The 26,388-nt window shown below is 61.5% G+C and carries 20 protein-coding genes and 1 rRNA gene; 14 read left to right on the top strand and 7 right to left on the bottom strand.

Annotated features, from left to right (window positions below):
* The first annotated feature begins 2 nt into the window (after positions 1-2).
* The 7 genes from rrf to yfiB all read left to right on the top strand — a co-directional run bounded on the left by rrf (position 3) and on the right by yfiB (position 11,926).
* Positions 3-118 (top strand): 5S ribosomal RNA (gene rrf / locus TX24_RS14370).
* 160 nt (positions 119-278) lie between these two features.
* A complete protein-coding gene (gene recC, locus TX24_RS14365) occupies positions 279-3,731 on the top strand; it encodes an exodeoxyribonuclease V subunit gamma (RefSeq protein ID WP_057710559.1) in 3,453 nt (1,150 codons plus the stop codon).
* Positions 3,728-7,399, top strand: a complete 3,672-nt coding sequence (recB, locus tag TX24_RS14360; protein WP_057710558.1) for an exodeoxyribonuclease V subunit beta — start codon at positions 3,728-3,730, stop codon at positions 7,397-7,399. The genes recC and recB overlap by 4 nt, the downstream gene beginning before the upstream one ends.
* Complete coding sequence (recD, locus tag TX24_RS14355) at positions 7,396-9,465, top strand: exodeoxyribonuclease V subunit alpha (protein WP_057710557.1); 2,070 nt, start codon at positions 7,396-7,398, stop codon at positions 9,463-9,465. The genes recB and recD overlap by 4 nt, the downstream gene beginning before the upstream one ends.
* A gap of 141 nt (positions 9,466-9,606) precedes the next feature.
* Positions 9,607-10,173 (top strand): regulatory sequestration protein YfiR, encoded by a 567-nt coding sequence (gene yfiR, locus TX24_RS14350; protein WP_044268525.1) that lies wholly within the window; start codon positions 9,607-9,609, stop codon positions 10,171-10,173.
* Positions 10,170-11,432, top strand: a complete 1,263-nt coding sequence (gene dgcN / locus TX24_RS14345) for a diguanylate cyclase DgcN/YfiN (RefSeq protein WP_057710556.1) — start codon at positions 10,170-10,172, stop codon at positions 11,430-11,432. Before yfiR ends, dgcN begins: the two co-directional genes overlap by 4 nt.
* 5 nt (positions 11,433-11,437) lie before the next feature.
* Positions 11,438-11,926, top strand: coding sequence for an outer membrane lipoprotein YfiB (gene yfiB / locus TX24_RS14340; protein WP_032895308.1), 489 nt, complete (start codon positions 11,438-11,440; stop codon positions 11,924-11,926).
* Positions 11,927-12,069: 143 nt separating this feature from the next.
* Here yfiB and TX24_RS14335 read toward each other — a convergent pair whose 3' ends face one another.
* Entirely contained in the window at positions 12,070-13,017 is a 948-nt protein-coding gene (locus TX24_RS14335) for a LysR family transcriptional regulator (protein ID WP_044268516.1), read from the bottom strand.
* A 131-nt stretch (positions 13,018-13,148) separates the two neighbouring features.
* Between TX24_RS14335 and TX24_RS14330 the strand changes: the two genes are divergently transcribed.
* Positions 13,149-14,666: a CoA-acylating methylmalonate-semialdehyde dehydrogenase gene (locus TX24_RS14330; RefSeq protein WP_044268513.1), complete on the top strand. Its 1,518-nt coding sequence runs from the start codon at positions 13,149-13,151 to the stop codon at positions 14,664-14,666.
* 15 nt (positions 14,667-14,681) lie between these two features.
* Positions 14,682-15,569 (top strand): 3-hydroxyisobutyrate dehydrogenase, encoded by an 888-nt coding sequence (gene mmsB / locus TX24_RS14325; RefSeq protein WP_056845950.1) that lies wholly within the window; start codon positions 14,682-14,684, stop codon positions 15,567-15,569.
* A gap of 47 nt (positions 15,570-15,616) precedes the next feature.
* Here mmsB and TX24_RS14320 read toward each other — a convergent pair whose 3' ends face one another.
* Positions 15,617-15,961 carry a cupin domain-containing protein gene (locus TX24_RS14320; RefSeq protein WP_003230905.1) on the bottom strand — a complete coding sequence of 115 codons (345 nt, stop codon included), beginning with the start codon at positions 15,959-15,961 and terminating at the stop codon, positions 15,617-15,619.
* A gap of 366 nt (positions 15,962-16,327) precedes the next feature.
* Here TX24_RS14320 and kynB point away from each other — a divergent pair, with 366 nt between their 5' ends.
* Together kynB and kynA are read left to right on the top strand one after the other, a co-directional pair.
* Positions 16,328-16,978, top strand: a complete 651-nt coding sequence (gene kynB, locus TX24_RS14315) for an arylformamidase (RefSeq protein WP_047711778.1) — start codon at positions 16,328-16,330, stop codon at positions 16,976-16,978.
* Complete coding sequence (kynA, locus tag TX24_RS14310) at positions 16,975-17,847, top strand: tryptophan 2,3-dioxygenase (protein ID WP_044274392.1); 873 nt, start codon at positions 16,975-16,977, stop codon at positions 17,845-17,847. The genes kynB and kynA overlap by 4 nt, the downstream gene beginning before the upstream one ends.
* Before the next feature lie 142 nt (positions 17,848-17,989).
* On the opposite strand, the gene TX24_RS14305 is transcribed toward kynA, so the two are convergent.
* From TX24_RS14305 to antA, 4 genes are all read right to left on the bottom strand, one after another.
* The gene (locus tag TX24_RS14305; protein ID WP_005791366.1) at positions 17,990-19,390 is read right to left on the bottom strand and encodes an amino acid permease; all 1,401 of its coding nucleotides are present in this window, start codon (positions 19,388-19,390) and stop codon (positions 17,990-17,992) included.
* Positions 19,391-19,461: 71 nt separating this feature from the next.
* Positions 19,462-20,469, bottom strand: a complete 1,008-nt coding sequence (antC, locus tag TX24_RS14300) for an anthranilate 1,2-dioxygenase electron transfer component AntC (protein ID WP_057710555.1) — start codon at positions 20,467-20,469, stop codon at positions 19,462-19,464.
* Positions 20,470-20,618: 149 nt separating this feature from the next.
* Positions 20,619-21,110, bottom strand: a complete 492-nt coding sequence (antB, locus tag TX24_RS14295; RefSeq protein WP_057710554.1) for an anthranilate 1,2-dioxygenase small subunit — start codon at positions 21,108-21,110, stop codon at positions 20,619-20,621.
* On the bottom strand, positions 21,110-22,501 hold the full coding sequence (antA, locus tag TX24_RS14290) for an anthranilate 1,2-dioxygenase large subunit (protein WP_047711775.1): 1,392 nt from the start codon (positions 22,499-22,501) through the stop codon (positions 21,110-21,112). Before antA ends, antB begins: the two co-directional genes overlap by 1 nt.
* A gap of 311 nt (positions 22,502-22,812) precedes the next feature.
* On the opposite strand from antA, the gene TX24_RS14285 reads away from it, so the two are divergent.
* Positions 22,813-23,805 (top strand): AraC family transcriptional regulator, encoded by a 993-nt coding sequence (locus TX24_RS14285; protein ID WP_057710553.1) that lies wholly within the window; start codon positions 22,813-22,815, stop codon positions 23,803-23,805.
* 132 nt (positions 23,806-23,937) lie between these two features.
* Here the strand turns inward: TX24_RS14285 and TX24_RS14280 are convergent, their stop codons facing one another.
* Positions 23,938-24,813, bottom strand: coding sequence for a LysR family transcriptional regulator (locus tag TX24_RS14280; RefSeq protein WP_003194107.1), 876 nt, complete (start codon positions 24,811-24,813; stop codon positions 23,938-23,940).
* Between the two features lie 114 nt (positions 24,814-24,927).
* Between TX24_RS14280 and TX24_RS14275 the strand changes: the two genes are divergently transcribed.
* Together TX24_RS14275 and catC are read left to right on the top strand one after the other, a co-directional pair.
* Positions 24,928-26,055 carry a muconate cycloisomerase family protein gene (locus TX24_RS14275; RefSeq protein ID WP_057710552.1) on the top strand — a complete coding sequence of 376 codons (1,128 nt, stop codon included), beginning with the start codon at positions 24,928-24,930 and terminating at the stop codon, positions 26,053-26,055.
* Between the two features lie 12 nt (positions 26,056-26,067).
* Complete coding sequence (gene catC / locus TX24_RS14270) at positions 26,068-26,358, top strand: muconolactone Delta-isomerase (protein WP_003194105.1); 291 nt, start codon at positions 26,068-26,070, stop codon at positions 26,356-26,358.
* Positions 26,359-26,388 lie beyond the last annotated feature (30 nt).

Genomic DNA, 26,388 nt, shown 5'->3' with positions numbered 1-26,388 from the left:
TTCTTGACGACCATAGAGCATTGGAACCACCTGATCCCATCCCGAACTCAGCAGTGAAACGATGCATCGCCGATGGTAGTGTGGGGTTTCCCCATGTGAGAGTAGGTCATCGTCAAGATTAAATTCCGAAACCCCAATTGCGAAAGCAGTTGGGGTTTTGTTTTGGGCGCTCGAAAAGTGTCCACCTTGTCCCCGTACACTTGTTCGTCCTGTGTTCGCCCCGTGCACCACAGTGCTAAAGTCCATCCCTCGATTTTGCTTTTCCCAAGGAAGCCGTTATGCCGGACGCGACGTCCCTCAGCCCTGGATTCATGGTGGTTCATGGCAACCGCCTGGACGAGCTGCGAAGCCTGGTGGTCAGTTGGATGCGCCGTTACCCACTGGCGCCTTTGGAAAACGAAATCGCCCTGGTACAAAGCAACGGCATTGCCCAGTGGCTCAAGCTGGCCTTGGCCGAAGACCCGCAAGCCGATGATATGGGCGGCTGTGGCATTGCCGCAGCCATCGACGTGCAACTGCCTGGCAGCTTTATGTGGCAGCTTTATCGCATGGTCTTGGGCCGTGATGAGATCCCGCCCAAGTCCCTGCTTGATAAAGCCCCGCTGACCTGGCGCCTCATGCGCCTGTTACCCGAGCTGATCGACCAACCGCACTTCGAGCCGCTGCAACGCTTCCTGACGCAAGACACCGACCTGCGCAAACGCTACCAACTCGCCGAGCGCCTGGCTGACTTGTTCGACCAATACCAGGTCTACCGTGCCGACTGGCTGGAAGATTGGGCCGCAGGCCGGCACCAACTGCGCAATGGTCGAGGCGATTCCAAACCGCTCAACCCAGCCAACTGCTGGCAAGCCGAGCTATGGCGCGCGCTGCTGTTGGATGTAGGTGCAGCAGGCATGGCCGAAAGCCGGGCCGGCGTTCATCAGCGCTTCATCGAGCGCATCAACAGCCTTGAACAAGCACCTCCCGGCTTGCCTCCCCGGGTGATTGTCTTCGGCATCTCATCGCTGCCGGCCCAGGCGCTGGAAGCCTTGGCGGGCTTGGCCCGTTTCAGCCAAGTCCTGCTCTGCGTGCATAACCCCTGCCGCCATCATTGGTCGGACATCGTCGCCGACAAGGACTTGCTGCGTAACGAATACAAACGCCAGGCGCGCAAAGCGGGCATGCCCGTCACGATCGACCCACAAACTTTGCACCAGCACGCCCATCCGCTGCTTGCTGCCTGGGGCAAGCAGGGCCGTGATTACATCAGTCTGTTGGACAGCTACGACGACCCCAACAGCTACCGCGCGGCATTCCGCGACGGTCGTATCGACCTGTTCAGCGACAGCGAACCCACCACGCTGCTCAACCAACTCCAGGACGATATCCTCGAACTGCGGCCGTTGAATGAAACCCGTGAACGATGGCCCGCTGTCGACTTGCAACGCGATACTTCGATCCGTTTCCACATCGCCCACAGTGCCCAGCGCGAAGTGGAAATCCTCCACGACCAATTGCTCCATCGCTTCAGCGCCGACCCCACACTGCGTCCTCGGGACATCATCGTCATGGTCCCCGACGTCGACAGCTACGCGCCGCATATTCGCGCGGTCTTCGGCCAGCTCGAACGCCATGACCCACGCTTCATCCCCTTCACCCTCACAGACCAAGGCCAACGCGGTCGCGACCCGCTGTTGATCGCCGTCGAGCACTTGCTCAAACTTCCCGACAGCCGCTTCCCCGTCAGCGAAATCCTCGACCTGCTCGACGTCCCGGCCCTGCGCGAACGCTTCGCCATCAAAGAGCGTGACCTGCCCACCTTGCATCGCTGGATCGAAGGCGCCGGCATCCGCTGGGGCCTGAACGCCGAGCAACGCGCCGGTTTAGGTCTGCCCACGGAGCTGGAGCAAAACAGTTGGCGATTCGGCCTGCGCCGTATGCTGCTGGGCTATGCCGTCGGCACTGGCTCGGCCTGCGACGGTATCGAGCCGTATGACGAAATCGGTGGCCTCGATGCGGCCTTGATCGGCCCGCTGGTCGCCTTGCTCGATGCCTTGAACGATGCCCATCAGGCGTTATCAGAACCCGCCTCCCCACAGGCCTGGGGCGAGCGTCTACAACGCTTGATGCAGCTGTTTTTCCTGCCCAGCAGCGAGCACGATGACTACTTGCTGGGCCAGCTCGAACAACTGAGAGAGACCTGGCTGGAAACCTGCGAATCCGTTGGGCTGCAAGACGAGCTACCCCTTACGGTAGTACGTGAGGCATGGCTGGCCGGATTGGATCAGGGGCGCCTGTCCCAGCGCTTCCTGGCGGGAGCGGTCAATTTTTGTACGCTGATGCCCATGCGTGCGATCCCGTTCAAGCTGGTTTGCCTGCTGGGCATGAACGACGGCGATTACCCGCGGGCCCAGCCACCGCTGGATTTTGACCTGATGGGCAGCGACTACCGCCCCGGCGACCGTTCTCGCCGCGAAGACGACCGCTACTTACTGCTCGAAGCGCTGCTGTCGGCCCGCGACCAGCTGTATATCAGCTGGGTAGGCCGCAGCATCCGTGACAACAGTGATCGCCCGGCCTCGGTGCTGATCGGCCAACTGCGCGACCACTTGGCCAGCGGCTGGCAGCACACCAGCGACGATCAGCCGCTGATCGACGCAATGACCCAGGAACACCCCCTGCAACCATTCAGCGCCCGCTACTTCCACGAAGGCGATCCGCTGTTCAGCTATGCCCGCGAATGGCAATGGCTGCATCAGGCACCGGCGGTCATCACCCAAGAGCAAGGCTTGGCCCCTCACCAACAGGAAGAGCCCCTGAGCCTCGGCCAGTTACAGGATTTCCTGCGCAACCCGGTCAAGCACTTCTTCAGCCAGCGCCTGAAAGTATTCTTCGAAGCCGCCGAAGTGCCGCTGGCTGACGAAGAACCCTTCGTGCTGGACGCGTTGCAACGTTACAACCTCAGCGACAGCCTGTTGAACGCGGCCCTCACCCAACCCGATCAACTCGATCAGGCGCTCAACGCCCAGGCCCTGCGCCTGCAAGGCAGTGGCCTGCTGCCGATGGTCGGTTTCGGTGAATGCCTGCGTAACGAGCTGATCGAGCCGCTGCCGGACCTGGTGCAACGCTATCAAGACCTTCTGGCGCTGTGGCCCACCCCGCATACCGGCGCTGAACCGATCAGCTTTGCGTACCAGGGCATCCAGCTGGAAGGTTGGATCAGCGGCCTGCACCGACGCAGTGATGGCGGGCTGTTAAGCGTCACCACCATCCCCAACAGCATTGGCTCGATCAAGACACGCAAGTGGCACCGCCTCATCCGCCCCTGGGTCAATCACGTGGTGGCCTGCGCCTGTGGCCTGCCCTTGAGCACCGGTCTGGTAGCCAGTGACGACACCTTACTGTTGGCCCCGCTGGACAAGGCCAGCGCCGAGGAAATCCTCGGCAACCTGCTTTTGGCCTGGCGCACGGGAATGAGTACACCGCTACCTGTCGCGGTGAAAACCGCGTTCGCCTGGCTCGGCCAGACTGACCCCGCCAAGGCCCAAGCGGCTGCGAGCAAAGCCTATGAAGGCGATGGCATCACCACTGACGGCGAACGCCGCGAAACGCCAGCCCTCACGCGGCAATTTCCCGACTACGCGGCCCTGGTCGCCAGCGAAGAGTTCGAAGGCTGGTGCGAAACCCTGTATCGCCCGCTGATCAACGCCCCCTGGCGATCGCTTTCCAGCACGGAGGCCAACGCATGATCGGCAAACCCTTGGCCCTGGCGTTCCCGCTCAAAGGCAGCCAGTTGATTGAAGCCAGTGCCGGCACCGGCAAGACCTTCACCATCTCCGCCTTGTACCTGCGCCTGGTGCTCGGCCATGGCGGCGATGAATCCGGTTTCGGCCGCGAGCTGCTGCCACCGCAAATCCTCGTGGTGACGTTCACCGACGCCGCCACCAAGGAGCTGCGAGAACGCATTCGCATCCGCCTGGCCGAAGCCGCGCGCTTCTTCCGTGACGAAATCGAACAGCCCGATGCGCTGATTGCCGACCTGCGCGAGCACTATGATCCGCAGCAATGGCCGGCCTGTGCCAATCGCCTGGACATCGCCGCGCAATGGATGGATGAAGCGGCGGTTTCGACGATCCACAGTTGGTGCCAGCGCATGCTGCGCGAACACGCGTTCGACAGCGGCAGCCTGTTTACACAAACCCTGGAAACTGACCATAGCGACCTGCTGGGCGAAGTGCTGCGCGACTACTGGCGCTTGTTCTGCTACCCAATGCATGACGATGCGCTCAACTGGGTGCGCAATAATTGGGGCGGCCCCGCGGCGCTGATGCCACGGGTGCGTGCATTGTTCGGCAGTGAGCGGCCCACCGACGAAACCCGCGAGCCAGCCGAACTGATCAGCGCCTGTTTGCAAGAACGCCGCGCCGCGCTGGTTACCCTCAAGGCCCCTTGGCAACAATGGGCCGCCGAGCTGCGGGATATCTGCCTGCAAGCCGTCGCCGCCAAAGCGGTCGACGGGCGCAAGATGCAAGCGCGTTACTTCGAACCCTGGTTCGAAAAGATCAGCGCCTGGGCCGCTGACGAAACCCTGGAACAACTGGATATCGGCACCGGCTTTACCCGCCTGACGCCCGATGGCATGGCCGAAGCCTGGAAAGGCGAGCCGCCGCAGCACCCCGGCATCCAAGCCATGGCCGGCCTCAAAGCCAGCCTCGACGCCTTGCCAACGCCCGACGCGGCGGTGCTGCAACACGCTGCCGGCTGGGTCGGCAAACGCTTCGAGGAAGAGAAACGTCGCCGCGCCGAGATGGGGTTTGACGACATGCTGATCCGCCTCAACGCCGCCCTCCAGGCAGACGGTGGCGAGCGCCTGGCCAGTGTGATCCGCGAGCAATTCCCGGTGGCCCTGATCGATGAATTCCAGGACACCGACCCGGTGCAATACAGCATCTTCGACAGCATCTACCGCATCGAGGAAAACCACCTCGACAGCGGCCTGTTCCTGATCGGCGACCCCAAGCAGGCGATCTACGCCTTTCGCGGCGCCGACATCTATACCTACCTGCGCGCCCGGCAGGCCACCACCGGCCGCCATCACACCCTGGGCACCAACTTCCGCTCCAGCCATGCGATGGTCGAGGCGGTGAACCATGTGTTCCAGCGTGCTGAAACCGGCCGTGGTGCGTTTCTGTTTCGCCAACCCGATGGCAACAACCCGGTGCCGTTCCATTCGGTATTGTCCCAAGGCCGTAGCGAGCAGTTGCAGGTCGACGGCCAGACGCTGCCGGCCATGAACCTTTGGCACCTGCCCAGCGACCAGCCGATTTCCAACGCGGTTTACCGTCAGCAACTGGCCGCCGCCTGCGCCACGCAGATCGTTGCGTTGCTCAATGGCGGCCAGCAAGGCAGCGCAGGCTTTGTGAAAGCGGGGCGCTTGAAGGGCGTGTTGCCGTCAGACATCGCCATCCTCGTGCGCGACGGCAAGGAAGCCCAAGCCGTACGTGCCGAACTGGCCAGCCGTGGCGTGCGCAGTGTGTACCTGTCGGATAAAGACTCGGTGTTTGCCGCCCAGGAAGCCCATGACCTGTTGGCCTGGCTCAAGGCTTGCGCGGAACCGGACGTCGAACGGCCATTAAGGGCGGCCCTGGCCTGCGTCACCCTGAACCTGTCCCTGGCGGAGCTGGAGCGTCTGAACCAGGACGAGCTGGCGTGGGAATCGCGGGTGATGCAGTTTCGTGGCTACCGTGCCATCTGGCGTACCCAAGGCGTGTTGCCGATGCTGCGGCGCCTGCTCCACGACTTCAAGCTACCGCAAACCCTCATCGCCCGCAGTGATGGCGAGCGGGTGCTGACCAACCTGTTGCACCTCAGTGAGTTGTTGCAACAGGCCGCCTCGGAACTGGATGGCGAGCAGGCGTTGATCCGTCATTTGGCCGAGCATCTGGCGCTGTCAGGGCAGGCCGGTGAAGAGCAGATCCTGCGTCTGGAAAGCGACGAGCAACTGGTCAAAGTGGTGACCATCCACAAATCCAAGGGCCTGGAATACGACTTGGTGTTCTTGCCGTTCATCTGTTCGGCCAAGCCCGTGGATGGCAGTCGCTTGCCGCTGCATTATCACGATGAACAGGGCAAGTCCCAGGTAAGCCTACGACCCACGGCCGAGCTGATCGCCCAAGCCGATGACGAGCGCCTGGCTGAAGACCTGCGTTTGTTCTACGTGGCCTTGACCCGCGCCAAACATGTCTGCTGGCTGGGCATCGCCGACCTCAAGCGCGGCAATAACAGCAGCTCGGTCTTGCACCTCTCAGCGCTGGGCTATCTGCTGGGAGCCGGCGCGTCGTTGGGCGAATCAGCGGGTCTGGCGCGCTGGTTGTTGGACTTGCAGCAAGGCTGCGCGGCCATCCGTTATGACCTTGTGCCAGACGCCCAAGACATCTTGTTCCACCCGCCGCGCAACCAAGCGACCTTGCTTGCGCCGTTGCTGCCTGTACGCAAGGCCGCAGAAAACTGGTGGATTGCCTCCTACAGCGCCTTGCGCATCGGCGACAGCATGAGCGCCGCCAACCTCGAAGCGCCCGAAAGCCCACAGGCCCAGAAGCTGTTCGATGACGAACGCCTCGACCCCGATGCCCCTCGGGAAACGGTCGCGTCCGGCGGGGATATTCACCGTTTCCCACGCGGTCCCAACCCAGGCACCTTCCTTCACGGCTTGTTGGAGTGGGCCGGTGAAGAAGGTTTCAACGTGACTCCAGAGGCGATCGAAAAAGCCGTGGGCGCACGCTGTAACCGCCGCAACTGGGAAGGCTGGATCGTCACCCTCAGCGGCTGGCTGCAGCACCTGCTGCAAACGCCGCTGCCCCTGCACAACGAGCGCTTCACCCTCAGCGGCCTGCAGCAGTACCAGATCGAGATGGAATTCTGGTTCGCCAGTCACACCGTCGACGTGCTCGCCCTCGACAAACTGGTGTGCCAGCACACCCATGGCGGCATGTCCCGCGTGGCCGCCGAGCCCGTCCTGCTCAACGGCATGTTCAAAGGCTTTATCGACCTGACGTTCGAGCACGATGGCCGTTACTACGTGGCCGACTACAAATCCAATTGGCTTGGCCCTGACGACTCGGCCTACACCCAGGACGCCATGGAACACTCGATTCTCGAGCATCGGTACGACCTGCAATACGTACTTTACCTGCTGGCCTTGCACCGCCAGCTCAAGGCGCGCCTGCCCCATTACGATTATGACCAGCACGTCGGCGGTGCCCTGTACCTGTTCCTGCGCGGTAGCCAGTCGGTGAGCCAGGGCGCGTATTTCACTCGACCGCCCCGTGAGTTGATCGAAAGCCTGGACCTGTTGTTCCAGGGCAAGCCCATCCCACCCAAGGTTGAGCCTGCGTGGGAACAAGGAGTGCTGTTATGAGCCTGTCGCCGTTACCGCTGGAGGCGCTTTTGCCGCTTGATCGCGCCGCCGACCTGCTGCAGTTGCTTGCGCGTTGGGTCGAGCGGGGATGGCTGCGGGCCTTGGACAAAGCCTTCGTCGGCTTCCTGTACGAGTTGGATCCAAACGCCGATCCGCTGGTGCTGCTGGCGGCGGCTTTGACCAGCCATCAACTGGGGCATGGCCACGTCTGCCTGGATGTGTTCGAAACCCTCAAGGCGCCGGATTTCGCCCTGTCATTGCCGCCCGAAGGCGACCTGCACACCGGCGCCATGCTGCTGCCCTCGCAGTTGCTGCACGGCCTGGATGGCGGCCATTGGTGCCATGCTCTGGCTTCAAGCCCGTTGGTCGCGCTGGCCGTCGATGGCAGCGAGGAGGCCCGCAGCCGCCCGTTGGTGTTGTCCGGCAAGCGCCTGTACCTGCGCCGTTACTGGACCTACGAGCGGCGTATCGACCACGCCCTGCGCCTGCGCCTGGCCAGCGTGGAAGACGCCGCGGCCGATCTGCCGCAACGGCTCAATCGCCTGTTCGACCAGCCTGCGCCCGATGGGGTGATTGACTGGCAAAAGCTCGCCTGCGCCCTGGCGACCCGCGGCGCCTTCAGCATCGTCACTGGCGGCCCCGGTACCGGCAAGACCACCACCGTGGTGCGGCTGCTCGCGCTGTTGCAGGCGCCCGCCGTGGAGTCCGGCAGCCCGTTGCGCATCCGCCTGGCCGCGCCCACCGGTAAAGCCGCTGCCCGTCTGACCGAATCCATCAGCCAGCAAGTGCTGTCACTGACAGTGCCCGACAACGTGCGGGAAAAAATCCCGACCCAAGTCACCACGGTCCACCGCTTGTTGGGCAGTCGTCCCGGCACTCGGCATTTTCGTCATCACCTGGGCAACCCGTTGCCCTTGGATGTGCTGGTGGTGGACGAAGCCTCGATGATCGACCTGGAAATGATGGCCAACCTGCTCGACGCTCTGCCGCCTCACGCACGCCTGGTATTGCTGGGCGACAAGGACCAACTGGCCTCGGTAGAAGCGGGGGCCGTACTTGGCGATTTGTGCCGCGATGCCGAAGCTGGCTGGTACAGCCCGCAGACTCGCCACTGGCTGCAAGCCGTCAGCGGTGAAGACCTCAGCACCAGCGGCCTGCAAGAAGACCTCGATGGCAGCCATCCCCTGGCCCAGCAAGTAGTGATGCTGCGCTATTCGCGCCGCTTCGGTGAGGGCAGCGGTATCGGCCAACTGGCGCGTTGGGTCAACCAGCAAAATGCCGAAGAGGCCCGCCAGCTGCTAGCCGCAGGCCGTCACGACGACCTGTTCTGTGTCAGCCTCAAGGGCGAACATAACCACGCCCTTGAGCGCCTGGTCCTGGACGGGCAGGGCGATGGCGCCCAGGGTTACCGCTACTACCTGAACCTGCTGCAATCGGCGCGTCCCTCTGCCGACACACCGCGTGACGATCCAGCCTGGACCGCTTGGGCGCAACAATTGCTGCACGCCTTCGACGCGTTTCAGCTGCTGTGCGCCGTGCGAAAAGGCCCCTGGGGCGTCGAAGGGCTCAACCTGCGCATCACTGCCGCATTGCGCAAAGTACGCCTGATCGAAGGTGACGAGCAGTGGTACGAAGGCCGCCCCGTGCTGATGACCCGCAACGACTACGGCCTGGGCCTGATGAACGGCGACATCGGCATCGCGCTGAAATTGCCCGAAAGCGATGGCGGCCCCCACGTGCTGCGGGTGGCTTTTCCACGTAACGATGGCCAGGGCGGCGTGCGCTTTGTATTGCCCAGCCGCTTGAATGATGTGGAAACCGTGTACGCCATGACCGTGCACAAATCCCAGGGCTCGGAGTTCACTCACACCGCGCTGATCCTGCCGGATGCCCTCAACCCGGTGCTGACCAAAGAGCTGATCTATACCGGTATCACCCGCGCCAAGCGCTGGTTCAGCCTGATCGAGCCGCGCGGCGGCGTGTTTGAGGAAGCGGTGCGGCGCAAGGTCAAGCGTCTGAGCGGGTTGATGTTGGAGTTGGACCTTCCGTCTGAAAAAAATGACTGATAGGTCAGGCGATATTTCTCATTCAGACGTCTGATTTTTCTGAAAAAATAGCGAACCCCTCGAATGCTGTGCTTCGTGGGGATGTCCGCCGCTGTGCTATCGTTGCGGCATCACCCTGAAAACCCTTGAGAGTATCGCTGCATGAACGTGGCTGTCTCGCCCAAAGCGCGCAGTTTGAGTTGGAGACGCCTGTTACTGGTGACGGTGCTGTGCCTGCTTGCGCCGCGCGTATTTGCGCAGACGCCCAGCCTGGCCGAGCACCGTGCCCAGGCGGTGACCCAAGTGGTGCTCGGTATCCTCAGTTACGCCCGTTGGCCGGTTGAGCCTGCGCAATTGCGGCTGTGCATTGTCGGGCCGACTCAGTACACCGATGACCTGGTCAAAGGCACCACCCAGGCCACCGGACGTCCGGTGCTGGTGCGGCGCTTGCTGGTCGATCATCCGGATATCGTCAATGCCTGTGATGCCGTCTACATTGGCAAAATCACCTCCGATGAACGCAACCGCCTGTTTACCTCATTGATCGGCCATCCCGTACTCAGCATCAGCGAAGGGGGCGACCAGTGCACGGTGGGCAGCCTGTTCTGCCTGCGCGTCAGCGATGAGCAGGTGTCGTTCGAGGTCAACCTGGATTCCGTCGCTCGTAGCGGCGTGCGCATCCATCCCAGTGTGTTGCAGTTGTCCCGTCGTCGAGCGCCTGGCTCATGAGTCGCGATAAAGTGCGGCCGACCCTGCGCTCGGTAATTGCCCGCGGGCATATGATCCTGGCGCTGGTAGCAGTGACCCTGGCCAGTGTGTCCCTGACCCTGCTGGGCGTACTTGCCCTGCGGGTTTACGCCGAGCACAACCTGCACCTGATCGCCCGCTCGATCAACTACACCGTGGAAGCAGCCGTGGTGTTCAACGACAGTGCGGCGGCCACCGAAGCCCTGAGCCTGATTGCCTCGACCGAAGAAGTGGCCCAGGCAGAAGTATTCGATATCAACGGCAAGCTGCTGGCGCGCTGGGTTCGCCCGGAAACCGGCATGTTGTCACGGGTCGAGCTGCAAATAGCGCACGCCCTGCTCGAACAGCCCATCAGCCAGCCGATCCTGCGCCAAGGGCAAACCGTCGGCAGCATCCATCTGGTCGGCCACGGTGGCAGCCTGTTGCGCTTCCTGCTCAGTGGCTTGATCGGGATTCTGATCTGCACCGCCCTCAGCGCCTGGGTGGCGTTGCATCTGTCACGGCGTCTGTTAAATGGTATCACCGTGCCATTACAACGCTTGGCTGCCGTCGCCCACGCCGCCCGCAGCGAGCGAGACTTCGACCGCCGCGTACCCTCGGCGCAGATCGCCGAACTCGACAGCCTAGGCAGCGACTTCAACGCCCTGCTCGGCGAGATGGAGGCCTGGCAGAGCCACTTGCAAAGCGAAAACGAAACCCTGGCCCACCAGGCCAGCCACGACAGCCTCACCGGCCTGCCCAACCGCGCGTTCTTCGAAGGCCGGCTGATCCGCGCCTTGCGCAGCGCGGCCAAGGTCAATGAGCGGGTGGCGGTGCTGTTCCTCGACAGCGACCGTTTCAAAGACATCAACGACCGCTTTGGCCATGCCGCCGGCGACGCCGTGCTGGTGGCCGTTGCCGACCGCGTGCGGGCGCAACTGCGCGAGGACGACCTGGTGGCGCGCCTGGGCGGCGATGAATTCGCGGTATTGCTGGCGCCCCTGCACAAGGCCGAAGACGCCCAGCGCATCGCCGACAAAATCATTGCCAGCATGGACATGCCGATTCCACTGCCTGGAGACACCCAGGTGTTGACCTCCCTCAGTATCGGCATTGCGATTTATCCCGAGCATGGCGCCACACCCGGCACCTTGCTCAACGCCGCCGACGCGGCGATGTACCAGGCCAAACGACTGTCCTCGGGCGGCCAGCAAACGGCGGAGTCGGAGCACTCCGTCGCCAACGTTCAACACAGGAGTTGATTCCCTTGTTCGCTAACACACGCGTTTTATTTATTTCTTTGCTCGTGGCCTTCCTGGCCCTCAGCGGCTGCCAGACGCCACCCAAAGGCCTGACCCCGGCGCAAGTCGCCGTGCTCAAGCAACAAGGTTTCGAGCTGACCGATGAAGGCTGGGCCTTCGGCCTGTCCGGCAAAGTGCTGTTTGGCAGCGACGTCGAAACCCTCAACAAACCCAGCACCGACATCGTCGAACGCATCGGTAGCGCCCTGGTTGGCGCCGGCATCGAGCGCGTGCGCGTTGACGGCCATACCGACGCCTCGGGCAAAGAACCCTACAACGTGGCCCTGTCCCTGCGCCGCGCTAAAAGCGTGGGCAAGGTGCTGACCCGCGTGGGCATGAAAGAAGAAAACATCCAACTGCGCGGCCTGGGCAGCAGCGAGCCGGTGGCGTCGAACACGACCCCAGCAGGCCGCACCGAGAATCGCCGGGTCTCCATCGTTGTGATCGCAGACTAAGCGGGTTCACTTTCCCCAAGCTGAAACCCATTCAAAATGTGGGAGCGGGCTTGCTCGCGAAAGCGGTGTAACAGTAACGGCAAGGCTGACTGACCCACCGCATTCGCGAGCAAGCCCGCTCCCACATTTGTTTTGCGGTGACCTTAGTCCGCAAACCGCATCTCCCGCGTCTTCCCCATCAACAACCCCTGGTTCTGCTCCGTCACCCCCCTGATGTAATCCCACAACAGAGTAATCCGCTTCAACTTCCTCAAATCCTCCCGGCAGTACATCCAGAACTGCCGCGTAATCGCAATCTGCTCCCCCAACACCGGTAATAAGCGCGGGTCCTGCGCGGCCAGGAAGCACGGCAATATCGCCATCGACCGGCCTTGCTGGGCCGCCACGTACTGCGCGATCACGCTGGTACTGCGCAAACTCGCGCTGGCGCCGGGCACCACATTGGCCAAGTACAGCAACTCCGAGCTGAAGGCCAAATCATCCACATAGCTGATAAACGGATGCTCGGCCAAATCCGCAGGTTTGCCGATCGGCGGGTGTTGGTCGAGGTAGTCCTGGGTGGCGTAGAGCTGCAGCTTGTAGTCGCACAGTTTGCAGCACACATACGGCCCGTGTTCCGGGCGTTCCAGGGCGATGACGATGTCGGCTTCGCGCTTGGACAGGCTGATGAAGTGGGGCAGGGGCAGGATGTCCACCGAGATCGCGGGATAAGTGTCGACGAAATGGCTCAGTTGCGGGGTGACGAAAAAGCTGCCGAAACCTTCGGTGCAACCCATTCGCACGTGGCCCGACAGCGCCACGCCGGAGCCGGACACCTGTTCGCAGGCCATGTGCAGCGTGCTTTCAATGGATTCGGCGTAACCCAGCAACCGCTGGCCTTCGCTGGTGAGCACGAAGCCGTTGGTCCGGGATTTTTCGAACAGCAGCGTGCCGAGGGACACTTCCAGAGAGCTGATGCGCCGCGACACGGTGGTGTAGTCCACCGCCAGGCGCTTGGCGGCGACGCTGGCCTTGCGGGTGCGGGCCACTTCGAGGAAAAACTTCAGGTCATCCCAGTTCAGGGCGCCGAGGGAGGTGATGTTTTTTTGCATATTGGACCGGCTTTTATGTGCGTTCTTATTAGAGATTTGCACATCTATACTCCAAAAACAGTCCGAACGCCTCATTCTTCAAGGCGATTCACGCGCCTTGTCTCTGTATAAATATAAGAGTTGGAGACCACATGAACGCATCTGCCGATATTTCCGTGCAACCGGTCAAGTTGCTGATCAACGGCGAGTGGGTCGAGTCCAAGACCACCGAGTGGCAAGACATCGTCAACCCCGCTACCCAGCAAGTGCTGGCCAAAGTCCCGTTTGCCACCGCCGATGAAGTCAACGCCGCCATCGACGCTGCCCATCAAGCGTTCCAGACCTGGAAACTCACGCCGATCGGCGCGCGCATGCGCATCATGCTCAAGCTGCAAGCCTTGATCCGCGAACATTCCAAGCGTATCGCCGTGGTCCTTAGCGCCGAGCAGGGTAAGACCATTGCCGATGCCGAGGGCGATATTTTCCGTGGCCTGGAAGTGGTGGAGCACGCCTGTTCCATCGGCACCCTGCAAATGGGTGAGTTCGCCGAGAACGTGGCCGGCGGCGTGGATACCTACACCCTGCGCCAGCCTATCGGCGTATGCGCCGGCATTACCCCGTTCAACTTCCCGGCGATGATTCCGCTGTGGATGTTCCCGATGGCGATTGCCTGCGGTAACACCTTCGTCCTCAAACCTTCCGAGCAAGACCCGCTGTCGACCATGCTGCTGGTGGAGCTGGCGTTGGAAGCCGGTGTACCGGCCGGCGTGCTCAACGTGGTGCATGGCGGCAAGGACGTGGTGGATGCGCTGTGCACTCACAAAGACATCAAGGCGGTGTCCTTCGTCGGTTCGACGGCTGTGGGCACCCATGTCTACGACCTGGCTGGCAAACACGGCAAGCGTGTGCAGTCGATGATGGGCGCCAAGAACCACGCGGTGGTGCTGCCGGATGCTAACCGAGAACACACCCTCAACGCCCTGGTCGGTGCCGGTTTCGGCGCGGCTGGCCAGCGTTGCATGGCCACCTCGGTGGTGGTGCTGGTGGGCGCGGCCAAGCAGTGGCTGCCAGACCTCAAGGCCCTGGCACAAAAGCTCAAGGTCAACGCCGGCAGCGAAGCGGGCACGGATGTCGGCCCGGTGATCTCCAAGCGCGCCAAGGCACGTATCCTGGAACTGATCGAAAGCGGCGTGAAACAAGGCGCCAAGCTGGAGCTGGACGGCCGCGACATCAAGGTGCCGGGCTTTGAGCAAGGCAACTTTGTCGGCCCCACCCTGTTCTCAGGCGTGACCACCGACATGCGCATCTACACCGAAGAGATCTTCGGCCCGGTACTGGTGGTGCTGGAAGTCGATACCCTCGATGAAGCCATCGCCCTGGTCAACGCCAACCCGTTCGGTAACGGCACGGGCCTGTTCACCCAGAGCGGTGCGGCGGCGCGTAAATTCCAGAGCGAGATCGATGTGGGCCAGGTCGGCATCAACATCCCGATTCCGGTGCCAGTGCCGTTCTTCAGCTTCACTGGTTCGCGCGGTTCCAAGCTCGGCGACCTCGGCCCGTACGGCAAGCAAGTGGTGCAGTTCTACACCCAGACCAAAACCGTCACCAGCCGCTGGTTCGACGACAACACGGTCAACGATGGCGTCAACACCACCATCAACCTGCGCTGAACCTGGGAGACGACCATGAAGATTGCATTTATCGGCCTGGGCAACATGGGCGCGCCCATGGCCCGCAACCTGATCAAGGCTGGCCACGCGCTGAACCTGTTCGACCTGAACCAGGCCGTACTCAAGGAGCTCGCCGAACTGGGCGGCACTATCAGCAGCTCACCGCGTGACGCCGCCCAAGGCGCCGAATTGGTGATTACCATGCTGCCGGCCGCCGCCCATGTACGCAGCGTGTGGCTCAATGAAGACGGCGTGCTCGCCGGCATCGGCAAAGGCGTGCCGGCGGTGGACTGCAGCACCATCGACCCGCAAACCATCCGTGATGTAGCGGCTGCGGCAGCCAAACAAGGCGTGGCAGTGGCCGATGCGCCGGTGTCCGGTGGCACCGGCGGTGCCCAGGCCGGGACGCTGACCTTCATGGTCGGCGCCAACCCGGAATTGTTCGCCACCCTGCAACCGGTGCTGGCGCAGATGGGCCGCAACATCGTGCACTGCGGTGATGTCGGCACTGGGCAAATCGCCAAGATCTGCAACAACCTGCTGCTGGGTATCAGCATGGTCGGCGTCAGTGAGGCCATGGCCCTGGGCGATGCCTTGGGCATCGACACTCAAGTGTTGGCGGGCATTATCAACAGCTCCACCGGGCGTTGCTGGAGCTCCGACACCTACAATCCTTGGCCAGGCGTGATTGAGACCGCGCCATCATCGCGTGGCTATACCGGTGGTTTTGGTGCCGACCTGATGCTCAAGGACCTGGGCCTGGCGACGGAAGCCGCACGCCAGGCACACCAGCCGGTGATCCTCGGTGCGGTGGCCCAGCAGTTGTACCAATCCATGAGCCAGCGTGGGGAAGGGGGCAAGGACTTCTCGGCGATCATCAACAGCTATCGCAAGCCCAAATAAATACCTGTGGCGAGGGAGCAAGCTCCCTCGCCACAGGTTTTGCTGGGTCAGGCAAACACAAAATACTTACGCACCGTCTCGACCACTTCCCACGTTCCTTTCATCCCCGGTTCCACCACAAAGATATCCCCAGCCCGCAGGTGGATCGGCTCCATGCCTTCAGGCGTGATCACGCAGTAGCCTTCCTGGAAATGGCAGTATTCCCACTTCACGTATTCCACGTACCACTTGCCCGGTGTGCAGATCCAGGTGCCCATGATTTTGCTGCCGTCTTCGCTGGTGTAGGCGTTGAGGTTGACAGTGTGCGGGTCGCCTTCGAGCTTTTCCCATTTGCAGGCATCCAGGACCGGCAGTGGGTGGGTGTCGCGCAGTACGGTGATGGGCTTGGACATGATGACTCCGAGGCAAGGTAAGAAGATTCGAACCCTATAGCGTCGCAGCCAAGGCGGGTGGTCTGGACTCGACATCGGTATGCCCAGAAGCGCAGCAGAATGCGATCTCCGGGGCAGAGTGCAAATCCCTGTGGGAGCGGACTTGCTCGCGAAAGCGGTGTGACAGTCAAACAAATTATTGACTGACACACCGCCTTCGCGAGCAAGCCCGCTCCCACAGGTGGGCATCAAATGAATTTTTTAAGCGTGAATAAATCAATTCCTCGCAGTAACTGCGAAAGATTTCCCGTGTCGCGCCAGAATTCGCAAGAAAATTCAGAGCTGGCCCTCGTATCATTCACCTCAGTACCCCGTGAGAGCCTTGCAATGAACCCAATAAAAACGTGGTGGGATATCAGCCCGCCCTTGAGCACGTCCACCCCGACCTGGCCGGGCGATACGCCGTTTCAGGAAGAGCGTGTGTGGCAGTTCGGCCCGGAGTGCCCGGTGAATGTGGGGCGCGTGACGCTGTCGCCGCACACCGGCGCCCATGTGGATGCGCCGCTGCATTACAGCGCAGACGGTGCGCCGATTGGCGAGGTGTCGCTGGACGTGTACATGGGCCCTTGCCGCGTGTTGCATTGCCTGGGCAGCGGCGCGTTGGTCGAGCCCCATCAGTTGCAAGGGCGTGTGGATAACGTGCCCGAGCGCGTGCTGCTGCGCACTTATCCACAAGTGCCGCTCACCGAATGGGATTCGAATTTCACCGCCATCGCGCCCCAAACCATTGAGCTGCTGGCCAGCCTGGGGGTGCGCCTGATCGGTATCGATACGCCGTCTCTGGACCCGCAACAGTCCAAGACCATGGATTCCCACAACGCCGTGGCTCGTCATGGTATGGCGATCCTCGAAGGCATCGTGCTCGATGACGTACCGGAGGGCGACTATGAATTGATCGCGCTGCCGCTGCGCTTCGCCAACCTGGACGCGAGCCCTGTGCGCGCCATTCTCCGCCCGCTCAAGGAGCCCACGCGATGAGCCAATGTCCTTTCTCACCAGACTATAAGCCTGCCGATAACCAACCCCCGGAAGAATGGCATAACGCCGAATTGAATTTCTCCGAGTCCATGAGCTATGGCGACTATCTGGACCTGGGCAAAGTCCTCAGTGCCCAGCATCCGCTGTCGCCGGACCACAACGAAATGCTCTTCATCATCCAGCACCAGACCTCGGAGCTGTGGATGAAGCTGATGCTCCACGAACTCAAGGCCGCCCGCGAACATGTGCGCCTGGGTGAGCTGCCGCCGGCATTCAAGATGCTGGCGCGGGTGTCGCGCATCTTTGATCAACTGGTGCACGCCTGGGCGGTACTGGCCACCATGACACCCTCGGAATACAAGGCAATTCGCCCGTTCCTGGGGCAGTCGTCGGGGTTCCAGTCGTTTCAGTACCGCGAGATCGAATTCATCCTCGGCAACAAAAGCCCGGCGCTGCTGCGGCCCCATGCCCATCGCCCGGAATTGCTGCAGCAATTGCAGGTGGCGATTGCCACGCCGTCGCTGTATGACGAAGCGGTGAACCTGATGGTCAAGGCGGGGCTGGCGATTGATCCCAAGCGCGCCGAGCGCGACCCGACGGCGGCCACTGTGCATGATGACTCTGTGGAAGCAGCCTGGCGCGAGGTGTATCGCGACCCGAGCCGTTACTGGGATTTGTATCAGTTGGCCGAGAAGTTTATCGACCTGGAAGATTCGTTCCGCCAGTGGCGCTTCCGGCATGTCACCACGGTGGAGCGCATCATCGGCTTCCAGCCGGGCACGGGCGGTACGGAAGGCGTGGGTTATCTGCGCAAGATGCTCGATACGGTGTTGTTCCCCGAACTCTGGCGCGTACGCTCCACGCTTTAAACAAAAAGCCCCGGATTACCGGGGCTTTCATTTGGAACGCAATCCAAAATGTGGGAGCGGGCTTGCTCGCGAATGCGGTAGTTCAGTCAACGGATGTGTAGCTGACACTCCGCATTCGCGAGCAAGCCCGCTCCCACAGGGGTCACTGGGTTACGGCAACCTTCCCGTTTCTGATCCTAAACCGGTAGGCGATATAGATAATCCCCACCCACACCGGCATCGCGTACACCGACTCGCGAATCCCCGGAATCGCCAGCATCACGCCGATGATCATCACCATGAACGCCAGGCACAGGTAGTTGCTGAACGGGAACCAGAAGGTCTTGAACGACGGCGTCACGCCTTGCTCGCCCATGGCCTTGCGGAACTTGATGTGGGTCAGGCTGATCAGCGCCCAGTTGATCATCAGCGACGCAACCACCAGCGCGAACAGCAACTCCAGCGCACTGTGCGGCGCCACGTAGTTGACCACCACGCACAGCATGGTCACCAGCGCCGAAATCGCCAGCGCCCGCAGCGGCACGCCTTGTTTGTTGAGCTTCATCAGCGCCTTGGGCGCATCACCTTGTTCGGCCAGGCCGAACAGCATGCGGCTGTTGCAATACACGCCGCTGTTGTACACCGACAACGCCGCGGTCAGCACCACGAAGTTGAGGATGTGGGCGGCGGTGTCGTTGCCGATCAGCGAGAAGATCTGCACAAACGGGCTGCCGCTGTAGGCATCGCCTGACGCGCCGAGGGTTTGCAGCAGTTGATCCCACGGGTACAGCGACAACAGTACGGTGAGTGCACCGACGTAGAAGATCAGGATGCGGTACACCACCTGGTTGATCGCTTTGGGGATCACCTTGCGTGGCTCGCTGGCCTCGGCGGCAGTGATGCCGACCAGCTCCAGGCCACCGAACGAGAACATGATGAAGGCCATCGACATCAACAGCCCCATGCCGCCATTGGGGAAGAACCCACCGTGGCTCCACAGGTTGCTGACCGAGGCTTGCGGGCCGCCGGTGCCGCTGAACAGCAGGTAGCAGCCGAGCACGATCATGCCGACAATCGCCACCACCTTGATGATCGCAAACCAGAATTCGGCTTCCCCGAAGAACTTCACGTTCAGGGTGTTGATCAGATTCACCGCGACAAAGAACACCAGTGCGCTGACCCAGGTTGGAATTTCCGGCCACCAGAACTGGATGTACTTGCCCACCGCCGTCAACTCGGCCATGCCCACCAGCACGTAGAGCACCCAATAGTTCCAGCCCGCCAGGAAGCCTGCGTAACCACCCCAGTATTTGTGTGCGAAGTGGCTGAAGGACCCGGCCACCGGCTCTTCGACGATCATCTCGCCGAGCTGGCGCATGATCAGGAACGCGATAAACCCGGCCACCGCATACCCCAGGATCATCGACGGCCCCGCCGACTTGAGTACCCCGGCCGAGCCGAGGAACAAGCCTGTACCAATCGCCCCTCCCAAGGCGATCAGCTGAATGTGCCGGTTCTTCAGGCCTCGCTTGAGGCCCACCGGGTTAACCATGTCATCCGCCATTAACATTCCCTTCTACTTGTTTTTCTCAAGGGTGATTGCACGCCGCATCGGCCCCTCAGAACTGCTGAGGGTCAGATATTACTCTGGGTAAACTTTTCGTAATACAGCTGGACGCCATCAAGTGCCTGATCCGCCAGCCATTGTTGGATGGATTCGACCATTGGAGGAGGGCCGCACACGTACATATCCGCCGATCTGTCCCGCAATTCGGCCAGGTCGAAATGCTCGGTGAGGTAGCCGCGTTTGCCCGTCCAGTCGGTTGAGGCGTCGCTCAGCACTTCGGTGTAGCGAAAGTTCGGGATTTTCGCCGCGTAGGCGTGGATACGCGCCGCTTCACATAAATCCTCAGCGCCGCGCACGCCGTAGTACAGGTGCACAGGTTGTGTGCAGCCCGTGACGGCCAGCTCATCGAGCATGCCCAACAACGCCGACAACCCGGTGCCGCCCGCCACCAGTACCAACGGTTGGGTGACATGCCGCAGATAGAACGCACCCAAGGGCGCCTCCATCAGCATTTCATCACCCACCTGGCAGCGTTCACGCAGGTAGTTGCTCATTATTCCATCGGGCAGCAGGCGTACCAGGAACTGCAATTGACTGCCCGGCCGGTTGGCGAAGGAGTAGGAGCGCCAGCTATCGGTGCCGGGCACTGACAGACGCGCGTATTGGCCCGGCAAAAAATCCAGAGGCTGGTCCAGTTGCACCTGCAAAATGGCGGTGCTGGTCGAGACCTGCTGCACCGCGCTCACCGTGCCGCGCACCTGCACGGGGCCTGGGGTGTTGCACAGGCTTGAATCGAAGTCGAAATAGAAGGTGGCGTCGGACTTCACCCGGGTCTGGCAACTGAGCATCTTGCGTTGTTGCAGGTCGAGGCTGGAGAGGGCTTCCTCGTCGACGTAGTCCTGGGTGTACTCGCCGGACTCGCAACGCCCCTGGCAGGTGCCGCACACGCCTTCGCGGCAATCGAGTGGGATCTTGATGCCGTTGCGCAGGGCCGCGTCCAACAGGATTTCATGGGCGCCCACCGGGAAGAACAGGGTCTTGCCATCGGCGAAGCTGAAGGCCACTTTGTGATTCATTCACATAACTCCGTGAATAGGTATGAACCCCTTGTAGGAGCGAGCTTGCTCGCGAAGAACGTCAACGATGACGCGGGACATCCTGAATCAACGCGGCGTACTTACGTTTTTCGCGAGCAAGCTCGCTCCTACAGGGCAGTGCACCACCGTTACAGGTGATAGAAATCCAGCACCGAGTTGATGGTGTCGTTGAGCAACAAGGCGTGCTTGCGCATGATCAACCAGCCGTCGCCCGCAGGCTTGAGGCGGTAAGTGGCATGCCCATAGAACTGCTCGGAGGTGGCCAGGCGATAAAACAACGTGTGCCAGTTCAAACGCACCTCCAACGTGCCGTCGGCCTGCTCGGCTATGCGTACGTTATTGATCAGATGCAAGGTGCGCGGCATCGGCGCGGCGGAGGCGGCTTTGCCGGTGCGCAGGCGGAACACGCGGTCTTCCAGGCCCGAACGGTTGGCGTAGTAGATCAACGACATCTCGCGCTTGGGGTCTTGGGTGTAGACGTGTTCGGAATCCCATTGCGGCAGGTGGAATTCACTCTGTGGGTCAAATAACTCCACGTAGGCGTCCCAGTCCTGGGCGTCGCACAGCTCGGATTTGCGGTAGAAGAATTGCTCGATCTGGTACTGCAATTGCGCATTCATCACTTCACCTCCCGCAGTGCCAGGGCTCGCTGGTCCAAACCCTTGAGCAGGAACTGCTGCCAGTTGCGATGCTGGTTGACGTACAGGCCTTCATGGGTGAATTCGGTACCGGTCATCGCCGGTTGGATGCCGATGGCCTCGCTGTTGGGCGTCGGCCCGGTCTCCCAGCGATGGCTACCCCGTGAGATGTCGCTCCAGCGTTCCAGGCGGCCCTGGAAGCCGCGCTGGGCCTCGCGAAACTCCACCAGGTCATCGGGCGTGCCCATGCCGGAAACGTTGAAGAAGTCTTCGAACTGACGAATCCGGTTTTCGCGATCGGCGTCGGACTCACCCTTAACCCCCAGGCACTGGCTGATGATCTCGGTCTTGTTCCAGGCCACCGGGCGGATGATGCGCAACTGCGAACTGATCTGGTCGAGGAAGAACAGGCTGGGGTAGATGTTCAGGTTGCGCAGGCGGTGCATCATCCACTCGGCCTTCTGCTGGCCGTGTTCTTCTACCAGGCGCGGCATGATGGTGGCGTAGCCGGAGCGCACGCTGGGGTTGGGCATGTCGCTAAACAACACGCTGTGGCCGTTGTTGAAGGCGAACCAGCCGTCGTCGGTATTTGCGTCGCCCGCGCCGAGCTTGCTGTAGTCCAGCGTGGTGCTGGAACCTGCGCCGTTTTCGGTGTTGACCTGCTGGCGATGCTGCACGGTGGCCACGTAGTTGTAGTGCACGGTGCTGACGTGATAACCGTCCAGGCCGTTTTCGTTTTGCAGCTTCCAGTTGCCGTCGTAGGTGTAGGCGGACTTGCCCGGCAGCACTTCCAGCTCACCGGTGGCCGATTGCGCCACCATCATGTCGAAGAACACTTTGGCATCGCCCAGGAAGTCCTCCAGGCTGTTGGTGCCGTTCACGTCCAGGCTGATAAACACAAAGCCCCTGTAGCTTTCGATGCGCGCTTTTTTCAGGCCGCGGGTGGCCTTGTCGAAACCTTCCGGGTATTCCCCCGGCGCCTTGACCTTTACCAGTCGGCCATCGCTCTTGTAGCACCAGGCGTGGAACGGGCAGGTGAAGGTGGACTGGTTACCCTTGCCCACGCGGGTGAGGGTGGTACCGCGATGCTGGCAGGCGTTGATCAACGCGTTGAGTCGGCCTTCGCCGTCACGGGTGATGATCATCGGCTGGCGCCCGGCGCGCATCGTCACGAAGTCGTGGTTATTGGCCAGTTCGCTTTCGTGGCAGGCATAGATCCAGTTCTTCTCGAAGATCAGCTCCATCTCCAGGTCAAACAACTCGGGCTCGGTGAACATGTCGCGGGCGATGCGGAACACTTCATCCGCCGGGCGAAAGTCCAGGCAGCTTTCGATAAAGGATTTCCATTGCTCGACGGTTCTTGCACCACTCATGGGAGGCACCTTTTGATCATGGCTAAACGGTGAGCCATTAAGCGGCTGCAATGCGGTGGCGGGCTATCCGCTTAATGGGGGAACGTAGGCCGCAAAGTTGGGCAGCAAATACCCATGACGGTGCGCGCCGGTGACGGCATGCGCTACTGTGATGGCGGGCGATGGTCGCAAAACCCTGGGGTTTATCCACATAGTCGACTGTTGCTATCCACCCAGTGAGAACTGTGCTGGCGTGGCCTGGAACTTGCTGTCGAGGTTCAACGACGCGCCGTCAGAGCGCGCAAACGCCTAACCGCCGTGGGTGCACCCTGATGACTAGTCAGACACGCGATATTCATATTCAACGCTTCGACCTGGAAGGCGCGCGCAGCTGGATGTCCGGCATCTGCGGGCCCCATCGCCTGGCGACGGCAACGCCCGAGCGCCTGCGCTTTCACCACAGCGCCAACGTGTTCAAATCCCGCGCCACCACCCTGGGCGTGATCGAGTACGGCACTGACGTGACCATCGATATCGAAGACGCCGAGCACTTCAGCAGCTACAGCTTGAGCCTGCCGTTGGTGGGCGAGCAGGAGCTGAGCAAGAACGGTGAGCGCCTCAGCTCCAACCGCGACCAGGGCGTGATCATTTCACCCAATGAGCATCAGGTGCTGGCGATTTCCGGTGACTGCCGCAAGTTGCAGGTGGTGATCACCCGTGCGGCGATGAGCGAGTCGCTGGAAGGTTTGCTGCAACGGCCCATCGATGCGCCGCTGCGCTTTGAGTCGGTGATGGATGCGGTGGACGGCGCCCCGGCTTCGTGGTGGCGCATGGCGCGTTACTTCATCGCCGAACTGGAATGCAGCAGCGAACTGTACGAACAGGCGGCGTTTACTCGCGACCTGGAAAGCTCGCTGATCAAGGGCCTGATCCTGGCCCAACCAAATAACTACTCTGAAGAACTGCGCGACGTGCTGGGGGTGAAACTGCCGCACTACCTGATTCGCGCCCGGCAATTTATCCACGACAACGCCCGTGAAGCGCTGCACCTGGAAGACCTGGAAGCGGCGGCGGGCGTGTCGCGTTTCAAACTGTTCGATGCGTTTCGCAAGTACTTCGCACTGTCGCCCATGGCGTATTTGAAGAAGCATCGGTTGGGGGCGGTGCGCCAAGAAATTCTGGAGCAGGGCTCGATCCGCACCATCTCTGAAATCGCCCTGGGTTGGGGGTTTACGCATTTGGGGCGGTTTTCGGCGGAGTACCGCAAGCTGTTCGATGAGTCGCCCAGCCAGACATTGCAGCGCAAGCGCCTGCGCATTACTTGAACTGGATGAAAAACAATCTGTGGGAGCTGGCTTGCCTGCGATAGCGGCCGGCCGATCAACACGATGCCAACTGATCCGCCGCCATCGCAGGCAAGCCAGCTCCCACATGGAGTATGGGGTGCCTGGAGGATCTCAGATCAACTCTTCAACCAGTTGCAGGCAATGAGTCAGCCCCGGCGACTGGTCATTCACCCGCCGGCTGAGGATGATCGGCGAGCTCGCCGTCGCCTCCACCACCGGCGTATAGCCAATATCCGCCCGATGCAGCACCTGCACCGACGCCGGCACCAGCGTCACCCCCATGCCTGCACCCACCAGGCCGATAGCGGTCTGCAATTCGTTGGTCCACTGCGCCACCTTCACGCTCAAGCCATGGGCGTCGAACAGTGCGATCACATGGTCGGCATAACTGGGGCGCGGGTTGCCGGGGTAGAGCACAAAGGGTTCGCCGGCCAACTGGGCGAGGGTGGCCGGGGCGCCCAGCAACGGGTGACCGCTGGGCAGCACGGCCACCAGACGATCCTCCACCAGTACGCGCTGGACGATGGCCGGGTCGTCGATGCGAATGCGCCCGAAGCCCACGTCAATGCGGCCAGCCTTGAGCGCTTCGACCTGCTGCAAGGTGGTCATCTCCGACAAGCCCAACTCCAGCTCCAGGGCCTCGTGAGTGCGCAGGCGTCGAATCAATTCCGGCAGCACGCCGTACAAGGTCGACGGTGCAAAGCCAATGCCCAGCCAGGTTTTCTCGCCTTGGCCGATGCGTCGGGTGTTGTCGCAGACCTTGCCCAGTTGTTCGAGCAGCACATTGGCATGTTCATAGAAAAACCGTCCGGCCTCGGTCAGGCGCAAGGGCCGGCTGCGTTCCAGCAGCATCACCCCGAGTTCATCCTCCAGTTGCTGGATCTGCCGGCTCAACGGCGGCTGGGCGATATGCAAGCGTTCGGCGGCGCGGGTGAAGTTGAGGGTCTCGCCCAACACCTGGAAGTAGCGCAGGTGACGCAGTTCCATATCGACTCCTTTTATACCTTGAGGGTATTGCTTGAGACCAATTCTATATTGGAAGCCATAAAAAATGCGGCACAGAATCGGCGCAAATCTATAAAGAACCCAACGGGTATTGCCATGCCGATTTGCGCCATCGAGTCGATTGAAACTGTCATCGTCGATCTGCCCACCATTCGCCCGCACAAGCTGGCGATGCACACGATGCAAAACCAGACCCTCGTCATCATTCGCCTGCGTTGCAGCGACGGCATCGAAGGCATCGGTGAAGCCACCACCATCGGCGGCCTGAGCTACGGCAACGAGAGCCCCGACAGCATCAAGGTCAACATCGACCGCCACTTCGCACCGCTGCTGATCGGCCAGGACGCGAGTAACGTCAATGCCGCCATGTTGCGCCTGGAGCGCAGTATTCGCGGCAACACTTTTGCCAAGTCCGGTATCGAAAGCGCCTTGCTCGACGCCCTCGGCAAACGCCTCGGGCTGCCGGTCAGCGAGCTGCTTGGCGGGCGTGTGCGTGATGCGTTGCCAGTGGCCTGGACCCTGGCCAGCGGTAATACCGAACAGGACATCAACGAGGCCGAGAAGATGCTCGACCTGCGCCGTCACCGCCTCTTCAAATTGAAGATCGGCGCGGGCGAGGTCGACCGCGACCTGGCCCATGTGATCGCGATCAAAAAAGCCCTGGGCGAGCGCGCCAGCGTACGCGTCGACGTCAACCAGGCCTGGGATGAAGCCGTGGCCCTGCGGGCGTGCAAGGTGCTGGGCGAGCACGGTATCGACCTGATCGAACAACCGATCTCACGTAATAACCGTGGTGGCATGGCCCGGCTCAACCTGTCGAGCCCGGTGCCGATCATGGCCGATGAGTCCATCGAATGTGTCGAAGACGCCTTCAACCTGGCGCGTGAAGGCGCGGCCACGGTGTTCGCCCTCAAGATCGCCAAGAACGGCGGCCTTCGCGCCGTATTGCGCACGGCAACGATTGCCGAAGCGGCCGGCATCGGCCTGTACGGCGGCACTATGCTTGAAGGTGGCATTGGCACCCTGGCCTCGGCCCATGCCTTCCTCACGCTGGACAGACTGGCGTGGGGCACTGAATTGTTCGGTCCGCTGTTGCTCACCGAAGACATCCTCACTGAGCCACCGGTGTACCGCGATTTCCAGCTGCATGTGTCCACTGCGCCGGGCCTGGGCCTGACGCTCGATGAAGAGCGCCTGGCGTTCTTTCGCCGTGACAAACACTAAGAGGCCCTTGCCATGTTGTTCCACGTAAAAATGACCGTGAACCTGCCCCTCGACATGCACCCCGAGCGCGCTGCCAGCCTCAAGGCCGAGGAAAAAGCCTTGGCGCAACGCCTGCAAGAGGAGGGTAAATGGCGCCACCTGTGGCGCATCGCCGGGCACTACGCCAACTACAGCGTGTTCGATGTCGATAGCGTGCAGGACCTGCACGACCTGCTGATGCAATTGCCGTTGTTCCCCTACATGGCCATCGAAGTGAATGCGCTGTGCCGCCATCCGTCGTCGATCCATGCGGACGACCGCTGAGACGGCTTGCACCTATAACTACAAGATGAG

The sequence above is a fragment of the Pseudomonas lactis genome, assembly GCF_001439845.1.
GTDB classification, from domain to species: Bacteria; Pseudomonadota; Gammaproteobacteria; order Pseudomonadales; family Pseudomonadaceae; genus Aquipseudomonas; species Aquipseudomonas lactis.
This window is presented reverse-complemented; position numbering and strand designations above follow the sequence as displayed.